Here is a 15416-nt window from a genome sequence, read left to right on the forward strand (position 1 = left end):
GTGCTGTCCGTCCTGTGGTTCGTGACCGCCGTGTACGGCCTGAAAACGGCGAGGCGGGGGCCCGGGGGGGGGCCCCCCCCCCCGGGGTGGGCAGGGGTTGGGGGCCCGCGGGCCCCCCCCCCACCGGGGCGGGGGCGCCGACGTCCGTTCGGACCAGTCCTTGCGTCATCAAGAACACAGGCCTTCACCAGGCATTCCTCGCCCGATCCAACTAGGTTGTCCTCCATGTTCCCCACGCTGGGTGTCCCCGTTATCGCCGCGCCCATGGCAGGTGGCCCCTCCACCCCCGAACTGGTCGCCGCGGTCAACGAAGCGGGCGGGATGGGGTTTCTCGCGGCGGGTTACCTGACCGTCGAGCAGCTCGCGGAGAAGATCGTGCGCACGAGCGAGCTCACGAGCAAGCCGTTCGGGGTCAACCTGTTCGTGCCGGGCACACGTCCCACCGCGGACATCTCGTCGTACGTGCAACGCGTCACGTCCTACGCGGAGAAGGTCGGCGCGGTCCTCGGCGATCCGCGCTGGGACGACGACAACTACGCCGCGAAGCTCGAACTCGTGCTGGCGCTGCGGGTGCCCGCGGTGTCGTTCACCTTCGGCCTGCCCGACGTGGACGACGTCCAACGGCTGAGGGCGGCCGGTTCCACGATCGTCGTGACGGTCACCACCCCGAGCGAGGCCCGGCAGGCGCAGCAGATCGGCGCGGACGTCGTATGCGTCCAGGGTTCCGACGCGGGCGGCCACCGCGGCACGTTCGCCGACGACGGCATCTCACCCGGCGGCGGCGAGCTCTACGGCACCCTCGCGGCGATCCGGCTCGTGCGCGCCGCCGTCGACCTGCCCGTCATCGCGACCGGTGGCCTGATGAACGGCGCCGACGTCGCCGCCGTGCTCGCCGCGGGAGCGGTCGCGGCCCAGCTCGGCACCGCGTTCCTCGGCTGCCCGGAGGCCGGAACCAATGCGGCCCAACGGGAAGCGCTCGCCGAAGGAGCCCGGCGCACCGCCCTCACGCGGGCGTTCAGCGGACGCCCGGCGCGCGGCCTGGTCAACCGGTTCCTCATCGAGAACACCCCGCACGCGCCCGCCGCGTACCCGAACGTCCACCACCTCACCAAGCCCGTGCGCGCCACCGGCGAGGTCGAGGTCATGTCCCTGTGGGCCGGGACGACCTACCCGCTCGCGACCGCCGAACCCGCGGGGGAGATCGTCCGGCGAATCGGTGCAGAACTGGCCGAAGCGATCAACTCGCTGGCAGAGCGGTTCGGTCGCGGCTAAGAAGGAGGGCGTGACCTCCCTCTCGGACAAGACTTTCGCGGCGATGATGGACTGGTATCCGTTCTTCGCCACGCTCGTCGGCGTGCCCGGCTGGGACGACCGGCTCGAAGACCCCAGTCCGGAGGGCCACCGCGACCTGCGGGCCAGGCTGACGGACGTCCTCGACCGCCTCGACGCGAGCGACGAGGACCCGGTGTCGAAGGACGTGATCCGGCACCAGGCCACGTCGATCATCACCATGATCGACGCCCGGCTGGTCGAGCACAGCGTGGCGCGCGGGCTGAACTCGCCGGTCTCGCTGCTGCTCCGCTACACCTCCCAGGTCGACTTCTCGCAGCGGCTGCCCGCGATCCCGCGGTTCCTGGAGCAGGTGGCGGGCCGGCTCGTCGGCACCGATCGCAGGCCGCTGGCCCGGCACGTGCGCAGCGGTGCCGACCACGTCGAGAAGTTCCTCGCCTCGCCCCGGCAGGCGTGGGAGGGCGACGCGGACGTGCGCCCGGCGTTCGCGCGGTACCGCGAGACGCTGCTGAGCCTCCCGGGCCGGTCCGACGAGCAGGCCGGGCTGTGCTGGCTGCCGGAGGGCGAGGAGAACTACCGCAAGCTCGTGCGGGACTACACCACGGCGTCCTACACGCCCGCCGAACTGCACCAGCTCGGGCACGACCTGATCGCCGGGCTGCGCGAGGAGTACGCGGAGATCGGTTCGCGGCTGTGGGGCACCTCGGACGTGCCGGAGATCTTCCGTCGGCTGCGCACGGAACTCTTGTGGGCCAAGGAAGAAGACATGCTCGTCAGCGCGGAGCAGGCCGTTGCCCGGGCGAACGCCGAGGCGCCCAAGTGGTTCGGCAGGCTGCCGAAGGCCCGGTGCGAGGTCAGGTTCACGCCGGAGCAGGACCGCGCCAACGCGCCGTTCGCCTACTACGCGGACGCGGCGCTGGACGGCTCCCGGCCGGGCATCTACTTCCTGAACCCGTTCGACGCCACCTCGCGCAGCCGCACGGTCTCCGAGGTCACGGCGTTCCACGAGGCCGTTCCCGGGCACCACTTCCAGATCACGATCGCCGCCGAGACCGAGCTGACGAACGTGCGCAAGTTCGCGTTCGTCGACTCCTACCTCGAAGGCTGGGGCCTCTACACCGAACGCCTGGCCGACGAGATGGGTCTCTACTCCTCCGACGAGGCACGCCTCGGCATGCTCGGCCTCGACGGGATGCGCGCCGGACGCCTGGTCGTCGACACCGGCCTGCACGCGCTGGGCTGGTCTCGCCAGCAGGCCGTCGACTACCTGCGCGAGAACACCGTGATGGACAACTCGGAGATCGAGGGCGAGATCGACCGGTACATCGAAACCCCAGGTCAGGCGCTCGCGTACATGGTGGGGCGGCTGGAGATCCTGCGCATCCGGGCCGAGGCGCGGGCCGCTCTGGGGCAGAGTTTCGACATCAGGGCGTTCCACGACCTGGTGCTGGAGAACGGCATCGTACCGTTGTCCACATTGAACGCTCTTGTCACCGAATGGTCTGGGAGGGCCTGATGTCACTGGCGGATGAGATGTTCCAGGCGGTGATGGACGCGTCGCCGCTGTCCGCCGCGATGTTCGGCCTGCCCGGCTGGGACGACCAGCTCGAGGACCTCAGCGTCGAGGGGGAGCAGGCGGTCCGGGCGCGGATCGCCGACATCCTGGAGCGCGCCGAGACCAGCGACGAGGACCCCGTCACGCTCGCGGTGATCAGGCACCAGGGCCGGGCGCTCATCGACCGCACGGACGCGCGGCTGGTCGAGCACACCGTCGCGCAGGGCCTGACCGCGCCGGTCAACGGCCTGCTCATGATCGCGACGAAGGTCGACGTGTCGCAGCGGCTCGACAAGTTCCCGGTCTACATCCGGCAGGCGGCGCAACGGTTGCGCGACACCGACCGCAAGCCGTTGCAGCGCCACGTGGAGGCAGGGGTCGAGCGCGTGCAGGCGTTCCTGGACTCGCCGGCGCAGCCGTGGGAGGGCGACCACTCCGCCGAGATCCGCGCGGCCGTGGTCGAGTTCCGCGACCAGCTGGCGTCGATCACGGACGGCCGCAGCGACGAGCACGCCGGTCTCTGCTGGCTGCCCGAGGGCGTGGAGAACTACCGCAAGCTGGCCCGCAACTACACGACCACCTCGCGCACCCCCGAGGAGCTGCACCAGCTCGGCCTCGACGTCATCGCGTCGCTGCGCGAGGAGTACGCGGAGATCGGCTCCAAGCTGTGGGGCACCTCGGACGTGCCGGAGATCTTCCGCCGGTTGCGCACGGAACTGTTGTGGGACAACGAAGACCAGATGGTCGAGAACGCGAAGGAGGCCATCGCCCGCGCCGAGGCCGAGGCGCCGAACTGGTTCGGCCGCATGCCGAAGGCCGACTGCGAGGTGCGGCTCGTCGACGAGGCCGGTCGCTCGACCGCGCCGATCGCGTTCTACATGCCGGCCGCGCAGGACGGTTCACGACCGGGCATCTACTGGCTGAACCCGTTGGGCGCCACCGAACGCAGCCGCACGCTGTCCGAGGTGACGGCGTTCCACGAGGCCGTTCCCGGCCACCACTACCAGGTGAGCATCGCGGCCGAGACCGAGATGCACCCGATGCGGAAGTTCGCGTTCATCGAGGCGTACCTGGAGGGCTGGGGCCTCTACACCGAACGCCTCGCGGACGAGATGGGCCTGTACTCGTCGGACGAGCAGCGCCTCGGCATGCTGGGCCTCGACGCGATGCGCGCCGGACGCCTGGTCGTCGACACGGGCATCCACGCGTTCGGCTGGTCGCGGCAGAAGGCCATCGACTACCTGCGCGAGAACACCGTGATGGCCGAGCCGGAGATCATCTCCGAGATCGACCGGTACATCGAGGTGCCCGGCCAGGCGCTCGCGTACATGGTGGGACGCCTGGAGATCCTGCGGATCCGGGGCGAGGCGGAGCAGCGGATGGGCGAGAGGTTCGACGTCCGCGCGTTCCACGACCTGGTGGTGGGGAGCGGCGCCGTGCCGCTCTCCACCCTCGACCAGATCGTCACCGAGTGGAGCGACGCTCCATGACGGAGTGCTTCTTCGAGTAGGTGAAGTAGATGATCAGGCCGATCACGAACCAGACCGCGAACCGCAGCCAGGTCTCCGGGGTCAGGAACGTGATCAGCCAGATCGAGAAGATCACGCCCAGGATCGGCACGACCGGCATGCCCGGGGTCTTGAAGGTCCTGGGCAGGTCGGGCTGCTTGTACCGGAGCACGATCACGGCGATACAGACGACGACGAACGCCAGCAGGATGCCGATGTTGGTGAGCTCGGCGGCCTCCGCGATCGGCAGGAACCCGGCGATGACCGCGGAGGCGACGCCGAGCACCCAGGTGATGCGCGACGGCACGTGCTTCACCGGGTGCGACTTCGCGAACCACGGCGGCAGCAGGCCGTCACGGCTCATCGAGTAGCCGACGCGGGCGGCGCCCATCATGAACGTGAACAGCACCGTCGTGATGCCGAGGATCGCGCCGACGCTGATGATGATGCCCAGCGCGGGCAGGCCGATGTCGGCGAACGCCGTGGCGAACGCGGACTCCGCGTCGACGTCCTTGTAGTTCACCATTCCGGTGAGCACGAGACAGGCCAGCACGTACAGCACCATCGACACCGCGAGCGAGTAGATGATCGCCTTGGGCATGTGCTTCTGGGAGTCCTTCGACTCCTCCGCGGCCGTCGACATGGCGTCGTAGCCGAACACCGCGAAGAACACCGTCGCCGCACCCGTGAGCGCACCCGAGATGCCGAACGGGAAGAACGGGTTGTAGTTGTCCGTGTTGATGTGGAACGCGCCGACGATGACGACCAGCGCCACGACCGCGACCTTCAGGTACACCAACGTCGTTTCGAACCGTGCGGCGTTCTTCATGCCCATGTTCAGCACGTACGCGATGAGCAGGCACAGCAGCACGGCGAACAGGTTCACCTTGTACGTGCCATCGCCGACGCCATCAGGTTCGGTTCCTGGCGCGCCGAGCATCCATTGCGGCAGGTGGATGTTCAGCAGGCTCAGCAGTTCGGTGAAGTAGCCGGAGATGCCGATCGCCACGACCGCCACGATCGCCGTGTACTCGAGCAGCAGGTCCCAGCCGATGAACCAGCCGACGATCTCGCCCAGCACCGCGTAGCCGTAGGTGTAGGCGCTGCCCGCCTTGGGGATCAGGCCCGCGAACTCCGCGTACGAGAACGCCGCCGCCGCGCTCGCGATGCCCGCCACCAGGAACGAGATCAGCACGGCCGGTCCGGCGGTCTTGTTCGCGACCGCGCCCGCGAGCGAGAAGATGCCGGCGCCGATGATGCCGCCGATGCCGATCGCGGTGAGCTGCCACAGGCCCAACGTTCTGGTGAGCCCGTCGCCCTTGTCCTCGGCGATCTGGTCGATGGGCTTGCGCCGGAAAACGCCCTGCGTGGTCATGGGAACACTGTCACGCGGATCGCGCGTACCCGCTGACCAGCAGGGCGTTTTGGGCGTTTTACGGGCGGGTGAAGACGATCTTGCCCGCGGTGTCGCCTTCGAGCATCGACCTGAGGCCCTGCTCGGCGTCCTCGAACTTGAGCTCGGCGCCGATCTGCGGCTTGAGGTCGTTCAGGGCGCAGAACCGGATGAGGTCGCCCAGCTCCTCGCGGGTGCCCATGGTCGAGCCGACCACGCGCAGCTGCAGGAAGAAGAGCCGCTGGAGCTCGGCGGCGGACGCGTCACCGGACGTGGCGCCGGAGATCACCACGATGCCGCCGGGCTTGAGGGCCTTCATCGAGTGCGACCAGGTGGCCTTGCCGACGGTCTCGAACACCGCGTCGACCCGTTCCGGCAGGCGTGCGCCGGACTCGAACGTCTCGTGCGCGCCCAGCGTCTTGGCGAGCGCGCGCTTCTCCTCCGTGCGGCCCGTGACCCACACACGGAAGCCCGCGGCCCGTCCGAGCTGGATCAGCGCCGTCGACACACCGCCCGACGCGCCCTGCACGAGCATCGTCTGGCCGGGGCGCAGACCGGACTTCACGAACAGCATCCGGTACGCCGTCAGCCACGCCGTGCCCATGCAGGCGGCCTCGGCGAAGCTCAGGCCCGCGGGCTTGGGCAGCGCGTTGCGGGCCGGAACCGTCACGTAGTCCGCGAACGTGCCCTGGTGCTTCTCGGTGAGCAGGGTGCGCTTCGGATCGAGCGTCTCCTCGCCGGACCAGTTCGGGTCGCCGATGACGGAGTGCAGCACCACCTCGGTGCCGTCGTCGAGGACGCCCGCGCCGTCGCAGCCGAGGATCATCGGGAACTGCTCGGGCTTGATGCCGACGCCGCGCAACGTCCACAGGTCGTGCATGTTGAGGCTGGCCGCCTTGACCGCGACGCGCACCCACCCGGCGGGGACCTCGGGCTCGGGGCGCTCGCCGACGCGGAGCGAGGCCAGCGGGTTCTCGGGACTGGGTTCTGCTGCGTAAACGGCGAACATGGTTCGCAACATACCCATCTTGACCGTGGCCAAATGCCGTGACACGGGTCACGAGGCTAGGCTCGGGTGCGTGGACTGGCTGGTGCAGTGGTGGGACGGGGTCGAGCTGTGGGTCGTGCAGCTGCCCGTCGCCGTGCAGTTCCCCGTCGTGATGATCGTGGTGTTGCCGTTGTGCCTGGGCGTGGCGCGGCTGATCGACCGGGTCGCTGACTGGGGCGCGAACAACCCGGCGTCCGTCGGCGCGCCCGAGCCCGAGCCGGAGCCCGAAACGGAGAAGGTCGCCGCGTGAGTCCTGGTCGTCGCCTGACCTTCGCACTGGTCGGGCTCATCGCGCTGGTCGTCGTTGGCTGGTTCGTCAAGGACACGACGTCCTCGACGCCTGCTTCGGACCCCTCGAAGCCTCCGGCCACGAGTGCCGCCGCTCAGGGCGTTCCGGGGGCCAAGACCTCCGGCCTCGACGTGCAGGCGTTGTCGAAGCTGCCGGCCGAGGCCGTGAAGACGTGGAAGCTGATCGAGTCGAACGGGCCGTTCCCGTACCCGCGCAACGACGGCGTGACGTTCCAGAACCGCGAGAAGCGGCTGCCGGCCAAGGACTCCGGGTACTACAAGGAGTACACGGTGCCGACGCCGGGAAGCCCCGACCGGGGTGCGCGGCGGATCGTGACCGGGTCGGAGAAGGAAGTCTTCTACACCGGCGACCACTATTCGTCGTTCGTCGTGGTGGATGTGGGTAAATGAAACGGCACATTCTCGTTTCGGAAAAGTCCGCCGCGATCTCGGCGATTGCGCGGGCATTGGACTTCCCGTCGTGGTTCGGGCAGAACCTCGACGCGTTGTACGACAGCCTGACGGACCTCTCGTGGCTGCCCGCGGGGGAGTACGTGCTGGTCGTGCCCTCGGACCTGGACTCCTCCGTGCTGGAGGTGCTGCGGGACGCGGTGAAGCAGACCGCGGAATCGGGTGACCGAAAAGTGCGGGTGAGTCGCACGGAAAGGTGACGTGCCCTGCGCATTTCCCGTCCGGAGTGGACAGTGCCATTCCATGGGAACGCAATTCCGTCGCCTGAGCTGTGCGCTCGGCGTTGTCGTCGTGGTCGGAATGCTGTGCCCGGCGGTGTCCTTCGCCGGTGACCCCGACTGCTCGCAGGAGGGGCCCTTCACGCCGTTCGAGACCATCGACGGCGACAACCCCGTGACCATGCGCAACGGCCGGGTGGTCGAGCTGCGCGCGTCGAACAAGTCCCAGTGCGCGTGGGGCCGCATCTCGCACGGCACGCCCGGCGAGGAGATCTGGGCCGACCGCAAGGAGCCCTCGGCGAACTCGCACGAGGGCTTCCTCGGGTACACCAGGATCGACTCGGGTTCCGCGAAGTACACGGAGGCGTTCAAGAACGACGGCCGGGTGATGCGCGCCTGCGGGTCGTCTCAGGGCGTCATCGAGTGCACGGGCTGGTTCTAACTCTCGGTCGGCACCCAGGACGGCTTGCGCTTCTCCTTGAACGCCGTGATGCCCTCCTGGCCCTCCGGTCCGCCGAAGTGCTGGGCCGACAGCGCGAGCATGTCCGCGAAGACCTCGCCGAGGTTCGTGGACCGTTCCTGCTGGAGCATGTTCTTCGTGGCCGCGAGCGCGTTGGGGGCGCCGAGCGCGAGCATGTCCGTGTAGCGGCGGACCTCGGCCGTCACGTCGTCGGTGGCGGCGTTGAGCAGGCCGATCTCCTTGGCGCGCTGGGCGTCGAAGGTCTCGCCGGTCAGGAACAGTTCGTGCGCCTGGCGGGGGAGCAGCCGCGGCAGCACTGTGACGGAGATGACGGCCGGCACGACACCGATCCGGACCTCGCTGAACGCGAAGGTGGCCTTGGTGTCGGCGATCGCGATGTCGCACGCCGCGACGATGCCGACGCCACCCGCGCGGGCCGGGCCGTTGAGCGCGGCGACGACCGGCTTCGGGCTGGTCCAGAGCTGTTCGAGGATCGCGGGGAACTCGTTGACGCCCTGGTCGCCCGCACTCGCGCCGGCGGCCTCCTTGAGGTCCATGCCGGAACAGAACACCGACCCCGTGTGCGTCAGCACGACCACCCGCACGTCGTCGTCCTTCGCCGCGTTGCTCAGGTGGTCCCTGAGCTCGCGGCGCAGCTGTGACGACAGCGCGTTGCGGTTGTGCGGGGAGTCCAGCGTGATCGTCGCGATGCCACGCTGCACCTCGTAGTGGACCAGCTCGTCTGCCATGCCGCTGACCTTAACTGCTCGGCTTGATTGACAGCATGCTGTCAACTATGACAGTCTACTGTCATGACACAGACGGTGTACCTCGCGTTGACCGACCAGCTCGCCGACTGGGAGTACGGGCACGTGGCGGCGCAGGTGAACATCCAGCACTTCCAGCAGAACCCCGGTCGGTACGAGATCCGGACGGTCGGCCTGACTCTCGACCCGATCCGCACGGTGGGCGGGGTGCGGATGCTGCCGGACGTGGCGCTGGCCGATGTGGTGGTGGAGGACGCGGCGATGCTCGTGCTGCCGGGCGGCGACGGCTGGGAGGACGCCGCGGTGGCGACGGCGTTCGGTGAGCTGGCGCGGCGGTTCCGCGCGGCGGGCAAGCCGGTGGCCGCGATCTGCGGCGCGACGGTCGCGCTGGCCGGCGCCGGGGTGCTCGACGACGTGGCGCACACGTCGAACTTCGTCGGCGCGCTTGGCACTTACGGTGGAGCGGCGCTCTACCGCGACGAACGCGTCGTGCGCGACCAGGGCGTGATCACGGCCGGCGGTGCCTCTTCGCTGGAGTTCGCGCGGGAGGTGCTGGCGGAGCTGGAGACTTTCGCGTCGCCCACTTTGGAGGCTTGGTACGAGTGGAACCGCGACGACACCGCCGAGGCGTTCGGAAAGCTGGTGGCGAGTGTCCAGGAGTGAGTCCGGCGACGTCCTGACCGACGTCGTGATGCGCACTTTCCGCTTGTACGGCGCGTTTCTCGACGCGGCCGAGGTGATGACGAAGCCGGTGGGCCTCACCGCGGCCTGGTGGCAGGTGCTCGGCGCCGTGCTGCGGCAGCCGTTGTCGGTCTCGGGCGTGGCGCGGGAGATGGGCCTGACGCGCCAGTCCGTGCAGCGGATCGCAGACCTGTTGGTGGACAAGGGTTTGGCCGAATACCTGCCCAACCCGGCACACGCCCGCGCGAAGCTGCTCCAGCCCACAGCCGAGGGTTTCGCCGCGGTGGAACGGTTGCGGGACGCGCAGTACGAGTGGGCGAACCGCGTCAGTGCGCAGGTCTCCTTGGAAGACCTGCGCACGACGCTCGCCACGATGACCGCACTGGTCGCGGCTACGTCCTGATGCCCGGCAGGGGGGAGGGCATCAGCCGATCGTGGTGGTGGTGAGGACAGGGCTGGGGTCCGGGTAGCCCTTCGCGGCGGCGTTGACCGGGAACCCGATGACGCTGACGACGGCGGTGAAGGTGAGGCCGGGCGCGTCGTAGCTGGTGCCACCCAGCTTCGTGGTGATCGTCCCGGTCCCGCCGGCCTGCAGGTTGATCGTGACCGTGGGCAGCTCGAAGTCCGCGCCACCCTTGATCGGCCCGGGCACGCTGAGCACGACGTCGTTGCCCTGCAAGGCAATCGTCGGCGTGCCACCCAGCCCGGCTCCACCGGCCAGCGACGCGGACGTGAACTTGGAGTTGGCGGGGACGGGGAGTTTGAGGGCGAGACCCTTGATCTCCCGGACCTGCCGCCCGCCCGCCTCGGCCGGAACCTTGTTGGGCGCGGGATCGATGGTGACCTTGACGGCCCCGTTGGGCGCGACCGTCGCCGGCGCCGAAGCGTCAACGCCTTGGTCGAGCGTGAAGTCCGTCGTCTGCCCGACGGCACTCGCGCGAAGCTTGTAGGTGATGGTCTGCGGAGCCGCAGAGGCGTTGGTGGCGAACAGCAGCATCGGTACCAACGCGACGGCGGCAACTCCGGCTAGCTTCATGGCCTCTCCCCGTTGAGTGGACGAGGGACACTTCTCAGCACGCGGCGTAACCACCTGACTACTCATGAGTAGGTTTCACGTCAACAGTTCACACTTCACATCGCCCGAACGGCTGCGGTCATTCGATCTTGTGGCGGCGGCAGAAAGTGGTGCCTCACTCGTCGTCGCGGGCGGCGGGAAGCGGTTGGGGGTCAAATGTCCGCTAGGCTGTTTGCGAAGCCTCTGCCGCTAGGTGGAGGAAGTGAGCCCAGGTGCGCGTCCGGACGGACGCTGCCTGGGCTTCGCGCTCTCCGGAGTTCTTGACCAGCAGTGGCACGCCAGCCTGCCCTCGATCAGCTTGCTTGGGCTAGGACAACGGCGGCAGCCACCCCCGGCTCAGCGCAACGGTCACCGCCGCCGTCCGATCACTCACCCCGAGCTTCCCGAACACGTGCAGCAGATGGCTCTTCACCGTCGCCTCGCTGACGCTCAACTCCGCACTGATCGCCCCGTTCGACAACCCCCGAGCCACCAACGACAACACCTCGGCCTCCCGAGCACTCAGCCCAGGCCGCTGCACCGCGCTCACCAACTTCGTGGCGACGGGCGAAGCCAGCACGGTCTCCCCACGAGCCGCCGCCCGCACCGCCTCCACCAACTCGACGCTGGGTGCGTCCTTCAGCAGGTAAGCCGTGGCCCCGGCCTCCACAGCCCGCAGGATGTCCCCATCGGTGTCGAACGTCGTCAACACCACCACCCGGCACGAAGTAGCCGCAACGACCTGCGCGGTAGCGGCAGCCCCGTCCAGCCCAGGCATCTTCAGGTCCATCAACACCACGTCCGGCAGCAACGAACCAGCCAGCCGCACTCCATCCACACCCGAACCGCACTCCCCGACCACGACCAGGTCGGGCTGAGCCTCCAGGATCGTGCGCAGGCCGTAGCGCACCACCGGGTGGTCGTCGACGAGCAGCACCCGGATCACGCGTCCTCCAGTCGCACCCGCACGCGAACTCCCGAACCAGCAACGGACTCGACCTCGAACAGGCCTCCCGCGGCCGCGACCCGGTCCCGCAGGCCGTCGAGGCCGTAACCCCGCGCCGCGTCAGCCGAAAACCCGCGGCCATCATCGGCGACGACCAGCGAGACGCCGGCCGAGTAGTCGAGCGTGACGGTCACCGAAGAAGCCGAGGCGTGCTTGCGGACGTTGGCCAACGCCTCCTGCGTCACCCGCAGCAGCACGACTTCGCGGGCCGGAGGCAACGGCCGGTACAAGCCCTCCAAAGAAAAACAGGCCGACAACCCCAACTCGGCACCCAGCCGGGAGGTGAGGCGTTCCAAGGCGGCGGGTAGCGCGAAGCCGTCGAGAGCTGCCGGCGTCAAAGCTGCGACCAGCGCGCGGATCTCGGCCAGGTTCTCCGCAGTCGTGGCCTCGGCCAGGGCCAGGTGGTGGTCGCGGGCAACGGGATCGGTGGCCGATCGGGCCGCGCGCACCAGCAGCAGGACGGAGGTCGCGCCCTGGGCGAGGGTGTCGTGGAGGTCGCGGGCCAGACGTTCGCGTTCGGTCAGGACGCCTGCTTCGTGGCTCACCGAAGCCAGCGCGGCGCGTTCGCTGCTCTGCGAGATGATCCGCGCTATCCACAGGCCCAGCATCGCCGCCGGGATCACGCTCAGCAGGATGACCACGGCCGCGCCCACCGCGTCGCCGGAGAAGCCGTTCGAGACCAGCACTACGCCACCGATCGACAACGACGTCAGCAGCGTCGCCCAGATCGCCAGGCGAGGTTCGAGCAACGCCCAGATGTGCGGGTACAGCGCGAAGAACAGCACCGACAAGGCGGGGACGAGGGCGAACATCGCGACCACCAGCGGGATCGCGATCGCGAGGTAGAGGACACCGCGCCGGTCGCGGGCCAGCGGGGCACCGACGCGCCAGTACCAGACGCAGAGCAGGCCCAGCAGCACCAGGGCGACGGGCTGGAAGTGGTCCTCGGCGAACACCAGGACGACGCCGACCGACGCGAACACCGCGAAGGCCACGTGCCAGGCGACCGACGTGCGGTCCCAGGCGTCATCCGAGGAGGAGGGCACCCGCAAACTCTGCTGCCGCGGCAGCGAAAACACCAGTAGCCGGTCGACGGATCGCAGAACCCACCTGTCCATCGATACCGGCGCACGACAGGAACGACGACCATTCCGGGCCATGAAGAAGAAGTCGAGCCTGGTCCTGCTGATCCTGTCGATGGTCTACGCCGCCGTCATCGCCCTGCTCGCCGTCGCCGACTCCGCAGCGCTCACCGCCGTCGCGATCGCCGGGGGAGCGCTGCTCGGCATCGGCTGGGCGACGGTCGGCTACCTGAACGCCCAGAAGAGCTAGGCGGCCACGATCTGCCGGGCGAGCGCCGAGTCGTAGCGGTCCAGCACGAGCTGCGCGACCTCCACGTCGTCCCCCAACGGCCGCGCCACCACGGCGTCCGGAGCCAGCGAGGCGACCTTGTCCGGCAACAACCCCGGCGCCAGGAACCACGACGCCACGGCGATGCGCGAAGCCCCACAGGCCTTCAACCGCGCAACGGCCTCAGGAACGGTAGGCGAAGCGATGGAGGCAAAAGCAGGCTCCACACCCGCCCAGCCGGAGTCACGAGCCCAACGACGAGCCACCACGGCCACGGCCTCGTTCGCCGGAGCATGGGAAGACCCCGCCCCGGCCAGCACCACGCCCAAAGACCGGTCCCCGAAGGAAACCCCGGCCTCGGACAGCCGGCGCAGGGCGGCCGACTCCAGCCGGGGATCCGGACCGAGGACATCGGTCACCACAGCCGGAACCCGCGACTCGGCCACGGCGGCCGGAACGTCCACGCGGGCGTGATAAGCCTTGCCCAGCAACAAAGGCACGACGACCGAAGGCCCGCGCAGCACGTCGCCCAACCGGGGCGCGCACAGGTCCAGGAAGCACTCGCGCACGTCCAGCTCGGGCCGCAACGACCGCACGACGTCCAGCAGAGCGTGGATCGACGCGGCCGAACGAGGGTCACGGCTGCCGTGCGCGACAGCGACAAGAGGAATCACAACGCCCCCGTCAGGCCACGAGCGCGCAGCACCGCGCGCTCCAACGGGCGGAACAGCAGCAGCTCGATCCCGATGCCCACCAACAAAATCAGGAAGATCGCCGCGATCACCATGTTGATGTCGTTCAACGACGACCCGTTGTGCAGGTACTGCCCGAGCCCCACCCCGAGCTGGGGCGAGGTCGCGATGATCTCCGCGGCCATCAGCGACCGCCACGAGAACGCCCACCCCTGCTTCAACCCCGCCAGATACCCAGGCAGAGCGGCGGGCAGCAGGATGTGCCGCGCCGAAGCGAACCGACCGGCCCCCAGCGCACGCCCGACGCGCGGCAGCAGCGGCGGGATCTGGTCGATGCCCGCCACCAGGCCGTTCGCGATCGACGGGACGGAGCCCATCAGCACGACGAAGTAGATCGTCGACGGCGTCACGCCGAACCACAGGATCGCGGCGGGCACCCAGGCCACGGACGGCAGCGACTGCAGACCGGTCAGCAACGACCCGATCGCCGCGCGCACCACCCGCACCTTCGCGACCAGCAACCCGAGCGGTGTCGCGATCAGCACGGCCGCGAGGAACCCGAGCACCGCGCGGTGCAACGAGGTCCACAGGATGCCGAACGCCTCACCGGTCGAGATCGAGCGGACGAGCTCGTTCCACACGTTCACCGGAGCCGGCAGCTGGAACTCGGGCAGCAGCGCCGAAGCCCACAACGCCTGCCACACGCCCAGGAGCAGTGCGAAGGCGATGATCGGCGGCACGCCCGTCTTCAGGAAACGGCGCCAGACCGGCGGCTTCTGCGCCTCAACGGGCACATCGAGCGCGTCCAGGCCGGCGCCGACCTTGTCGAGCGTGTCAGGAGGCGTGGCCACTGATGACCTCTCGCAGATGGGTGTTGATCTCGTCGAGCACCGTGTCGGAAGAGTCGGTGACGTCCCACTCGCGCACCACACGGCCGGGGCGCGAGGACAGCAGCACGACGCGCTGGCCGAGACGAACGGCCTCACGCACGTCGTGCGTCACGAAGATGATCGCGGTGTTGGTGGTCTCCCACACGCGCAGCAGTTCGCTCTGCAACACGTCACGCGTGATGGCGTCCAACGCCGCGAAGGGCTCGTCCATCAACAACAAGGCAGGCGAACCGTCAGCGGACACGGTGGTGGACGCCAGCGCACGAGCCAAAGCCACGCGCTGACGCATACCGCCGGACAGCTCGTGCGGACGCTTGTCCGCGACGTCGCCCAGCCGCACCAGTTCCAGCAGCTCCAACGCACGACGCTTGCGCGCCAACCGGCCGACCCCGGCGAACCGCAACGCCAGCTCGACGTTGCGGGCCGCGGTCAGCCACGGCATCAGGGCGGGCTCCTGGAACATCACGGCCGGGCGCGAGGTGTTGATCTGCAGCTCGCCGGACGTCGCGCCGTCGAGGCCCGCGACGATGTTGAGCAGCGTGCTCTTGCCGCAGCCGGACGCGCCGAGAAGACACACGAACTCGCCGGGCTTGACCTTGAGGTCCACCCCGTCGAGCGCCACCACGGCCGAGCTGCCGTGACCGAAGACCTTGCGGATGCCCGTCAGTTCGACGGCGGTGTCCGCGGTGGACAGAAGAGCGGATTCGAGCGTGGCGGTCATGGTGTGTCTTCCCCTCGCGTCGGA

19 protein-coding genes are annotated in these 15416 nt (G+C 69.1%); 10 read left to right on the forward strand and 9 right to left on the reverse strand.

Annotation, left to right across the window (positions count from 1 at the left end):
* Positions 1-225: 225 nt before the first annotated feature.
* Genes ACFWNN_RS09880 through ACFWNN_RS09890 form a run of 3 tightly spaced genes read left to right on the forward strand, consistent with a single transcriptional unit; the run spans position 226 to position 4335 of the window.
* Positions 226-1272 (forward strand): NAD(P)H-dependent flavin oxidoreductase, encoded by a 1047-nt coding sequence (locus ACFWNN_RS09880; protein ID WP_382439509.1) that lies wholly within the window; start codon positions 226-228, stop codon positions 1270-1272.
* Positions 1273-1282: 10 nt separating this feature from the next.
* The gene (locus ACFWNN_RS09885; RefSeq protein WP_382439510.1) at positions 1283-2806 is read left to right on the forward strand and encodes a DUF885 domain-containing protein; all 1524 of its coding nucleotides are present in this window, start codon (positions 1283-1285) and stop codon (positions 2804-2806) included.
* Entirely contained in the window at positions 2806-4335 is a 1530-nt protein-coding gene (locus ACFWNN_RS09890; protein WP_382439511.1) for a DUF885 domain-containing protein, read from the forward strand. The genes ACFWNN_RS09885 and ACFWNN_RS09890 overlap by 1 nt, the downstream gene beginning before the upstream one ends.
* Here ACFWNN_RS09890 and ACFWNN_RS09895 read toward each other — a convergent pair.
* Both ACFWNN_RS09895 and ACFWNN_RS09900 read right to left on the reverse strand, forming a co-directional pair.
* On the reverse strand, positions 4310-5728 hold the full coding sequence (locus ACFWNN_RS09895; RefSeq protein ID WP_382439512.1) for an amino acid permease: 1419 nt from the start codon (positions 5726-5728) through the stop codon (positions 4310-4312). The genes ACFWNN_RS09890 and ACFWNN_RS09895 overlap by 26 nt on opposite strands.
* 58 nt (positions 5729-5786) lie before the next feature.
* Positions 5787-6755, reverse strand: coding sequence for a zinc-binding dehydrogenase (locus ACFWNN_RS09900; RefSeq protein WP_382439513.1), 969 nt, complete (start codon positions 6753-6755; stop codon positions 5787-5789).
* Positions 6756-6825: 70 nt separating this feature from the next.
* Between ACFWNN_RS09900 and ACFWNN_RS09905 the strand changes: the two genes are divergently transcribed.
* The 4 genes from ACFWNN_RS09905 to ACFWNN_RS09920 are packed head-to-tail and all read left to right on the forward strand — an operon-like array spanning position 6826 to position 8213.
* Entirely contained in the window at positions 6826-7044 is a 219-nt protein-coding gene (locus ACFWNN_RS09905) for a hypothetical protein (protein ID WP_382439514.1), read from the forward strand.
* A complete protein-coding gene (locus ACFWNN_RS09910) occupies positions 7041-7493 on the forward strand; it encodes a ribonuclease domain-containing protein (protein ID WP_382439515.1) in 453 nt (150 codons plus the stop codon). The genes ACFWNN_RS09905 and ACFWNN_RS09910 overlap by 4 nt, the downstream gene beginning before the upstream one ends.
* Complete coding sequence (locus ACFWNN_RS09915) at positions 7490-7753, forward strand: barstar family protein (RefSeq protein WP_382439516.1); 264 nt, start codon at positions 7490-7492, stop codon at positions 7751-7753. The genes ACFWNN_RS09910 and ACFWNN_RS09915 overlap by 4 nt, the downstream gene beginning before the upstream one ends.
* Positions 7754-7796: 43 nt before the next feature.
* Positions 7797-8213: a hypothetical protein gene (locus ACFWNN_RS09920; RefSeq protein WP_382439517.1), complete on the forward strand. Its 417-nt coding sequence runs from the start codon at positions 7797-7799 to the stop codon at positions 8211-8213.
* Here ACFWNN_RS09920 and ACFWNN_RS09925 read toward each other — a convergent pair.
* Entirely contained in the window at positions 8210-8980 is a 771-nt protein-coding gene (locus ACFWNN_RS09925; protein ID WP_382439518.1) for an enoyl-CoA hydratase family protein, read from the reverse strand. The genes ACFWNN_RS09920 and ACFWNN_RS09925 overlap by 4 nt on opposite strands.
* 63 nt (positions 8981-9043) lie before the next feature.
* On the opposite strand from ACFWNN_RS09925, the gene ACFWNN_RS09930 reads away from it, so the two are divergent.
* Both ACFWNN_RS09930 and ACFWNN_RS09935 read left to right on the forward strand, forming a co-directional pair.
* Positions 9044-9661, forward strand: coding sequence for a DJ-1/PfpI family protein (locus ACFWNN_RS09930; protein WP_382439519.1), 618 nt, complete (start codon positions 9044-9046; stop codon positions 9659-9661).
* Entirely contained in the window at positions 9648-10082 is a 435-nt protein-coding gene (locus tag ACFWNN_RS09935) for a MarR family winged helix-turn-helix transcriptional regulator (RefSeq protein WP_382439520.1), read from the forward strand. The genes ACFWNN_RS09930 and ACFWNN_RS09935 overlap by 14 nt, the downstream gene beginning before the upstream one ends.
* Positions 10083-10103: 21 nt before the next feature.
* Here the strand turns inward: ACFWNN_RS09935 and ACFWNN_RS09940 are convergent, their stop codons facing one another.
* The 3 genes from ACFWNN_RS09940 to ACFWNN_RS09950 form a co-directional block, all read right to left on the reverse strand.
* Positions 10104-10715: a cyclase gene (locus tag ACFWNN_RS09940; RefSeq protein ID WP_382439521.1), complete on the reverse strand. Its 612-nt coding sequence runs from the start codon at positions 10713-10715 to the stop codon at positions 10104-10106.
* A 346-nt stretch (positions 10716-11061) separates the two neighbouring features.
* Positions 11062-11679: a response regulator gene (locus tag ACFWNN_RS09945; RefSeq protein WP_382439522.1), complete on the reverse strand. Its 618-nt coding sequence runs from the start codon at positions 11677-11679 to the stop codon at positions 11062-11064.
* Positions 11676-12785: a sensor histidine kinase gene (locus ACFWNN_RS09950; RefSeq protein WP_382439523.1), complete on the reverse strand. Its 1110-nt coding sequence runs from the start codon at positions 12783-12785 to the stop codon at positions 11676-11678. Before ACFWNN_RS09950 ends, ACFWNN_RS09945 begins: the two co-directional genes overlap by 4 nt.
* Before the next feature lie 112 nt (positions 12786-12897).
* Here ACFWNN_RS09950 and ACFWNN_RS09955 point away from each other — a divergent pair, with 112 nt between their 5' ends.
* Positions 12898-13071, forward strand: coding sequence for a hypothetical protein (locus ACFWNN_RS09955; RefSeq protein ID WP_382439524.1), 174 nt, complete (start codon positions 12898-12900; stop codon positions 13069-13071).
* On the opposite strand, the gene ACFWNN_RS09960 is transcribed toward ACFWNN_RS09955, so the two are convergent.
* The 3 genes from ACFWNN_RS09960 to ACFWNN_RS09970 are packed head-to-tail and all read right to left on the reverse strand — an operon-like array spanning position 13068 to position 15392.
* On the reverse strand, positions 13068-13763 hold the full coding sequence (locus ACFWNN_RS09960; RefSeq protein ID WP_382439525.1) for a sirohydrochlorin chelatase: 696 nt from the start codon (positions 13761-13763) through the stop codon (positions 13068-13070). The genes ACFWNN_RS09955 and ACFWNN_RS09960 overlap by 4 nt on opposite strands.
* A complete protein-coding gene (locus tag ACFWNN_RS09965) occupies positions 13760-14632 on the reverse strand; it encodes an ABC transporter permease (RefSeq protein ID WP_382439526.1) in 873 nt (290 codons plus the stop codon). Before ACFWNN_RS09965 ends, ACFWNN_RS09960 begins: the two co-directional genes overlap by 4 nt.
* Positions 14616-15392, reverse strand: a complete 777-nt coding sequence (locus tag ACFWNN_RS09970) for an ABC transporter ATP-binding protein (protein WP_382439527.1) — start codon at positions 15390-15392, stop codon at positions 14616-14618. The genes ACFWNN_RS09965 and ACFWNN_RS09970 overlap by 17 nt, the downstream gene beginning before the upstream one ends.
* Between the last annotated feature and the right edge of the window lie 24 nt (positions 15393-15416).

Origin of the sequence: Lentzea sp. NPDC058450, from assembly GCF_042721395.1 — a bacterium.
Classification (GTDB): domain Bacteria; phylum Actinomycetota; class Actinomycetes; order Mycobacteriales; family Pseudonocardiaceae; genus Lentzea.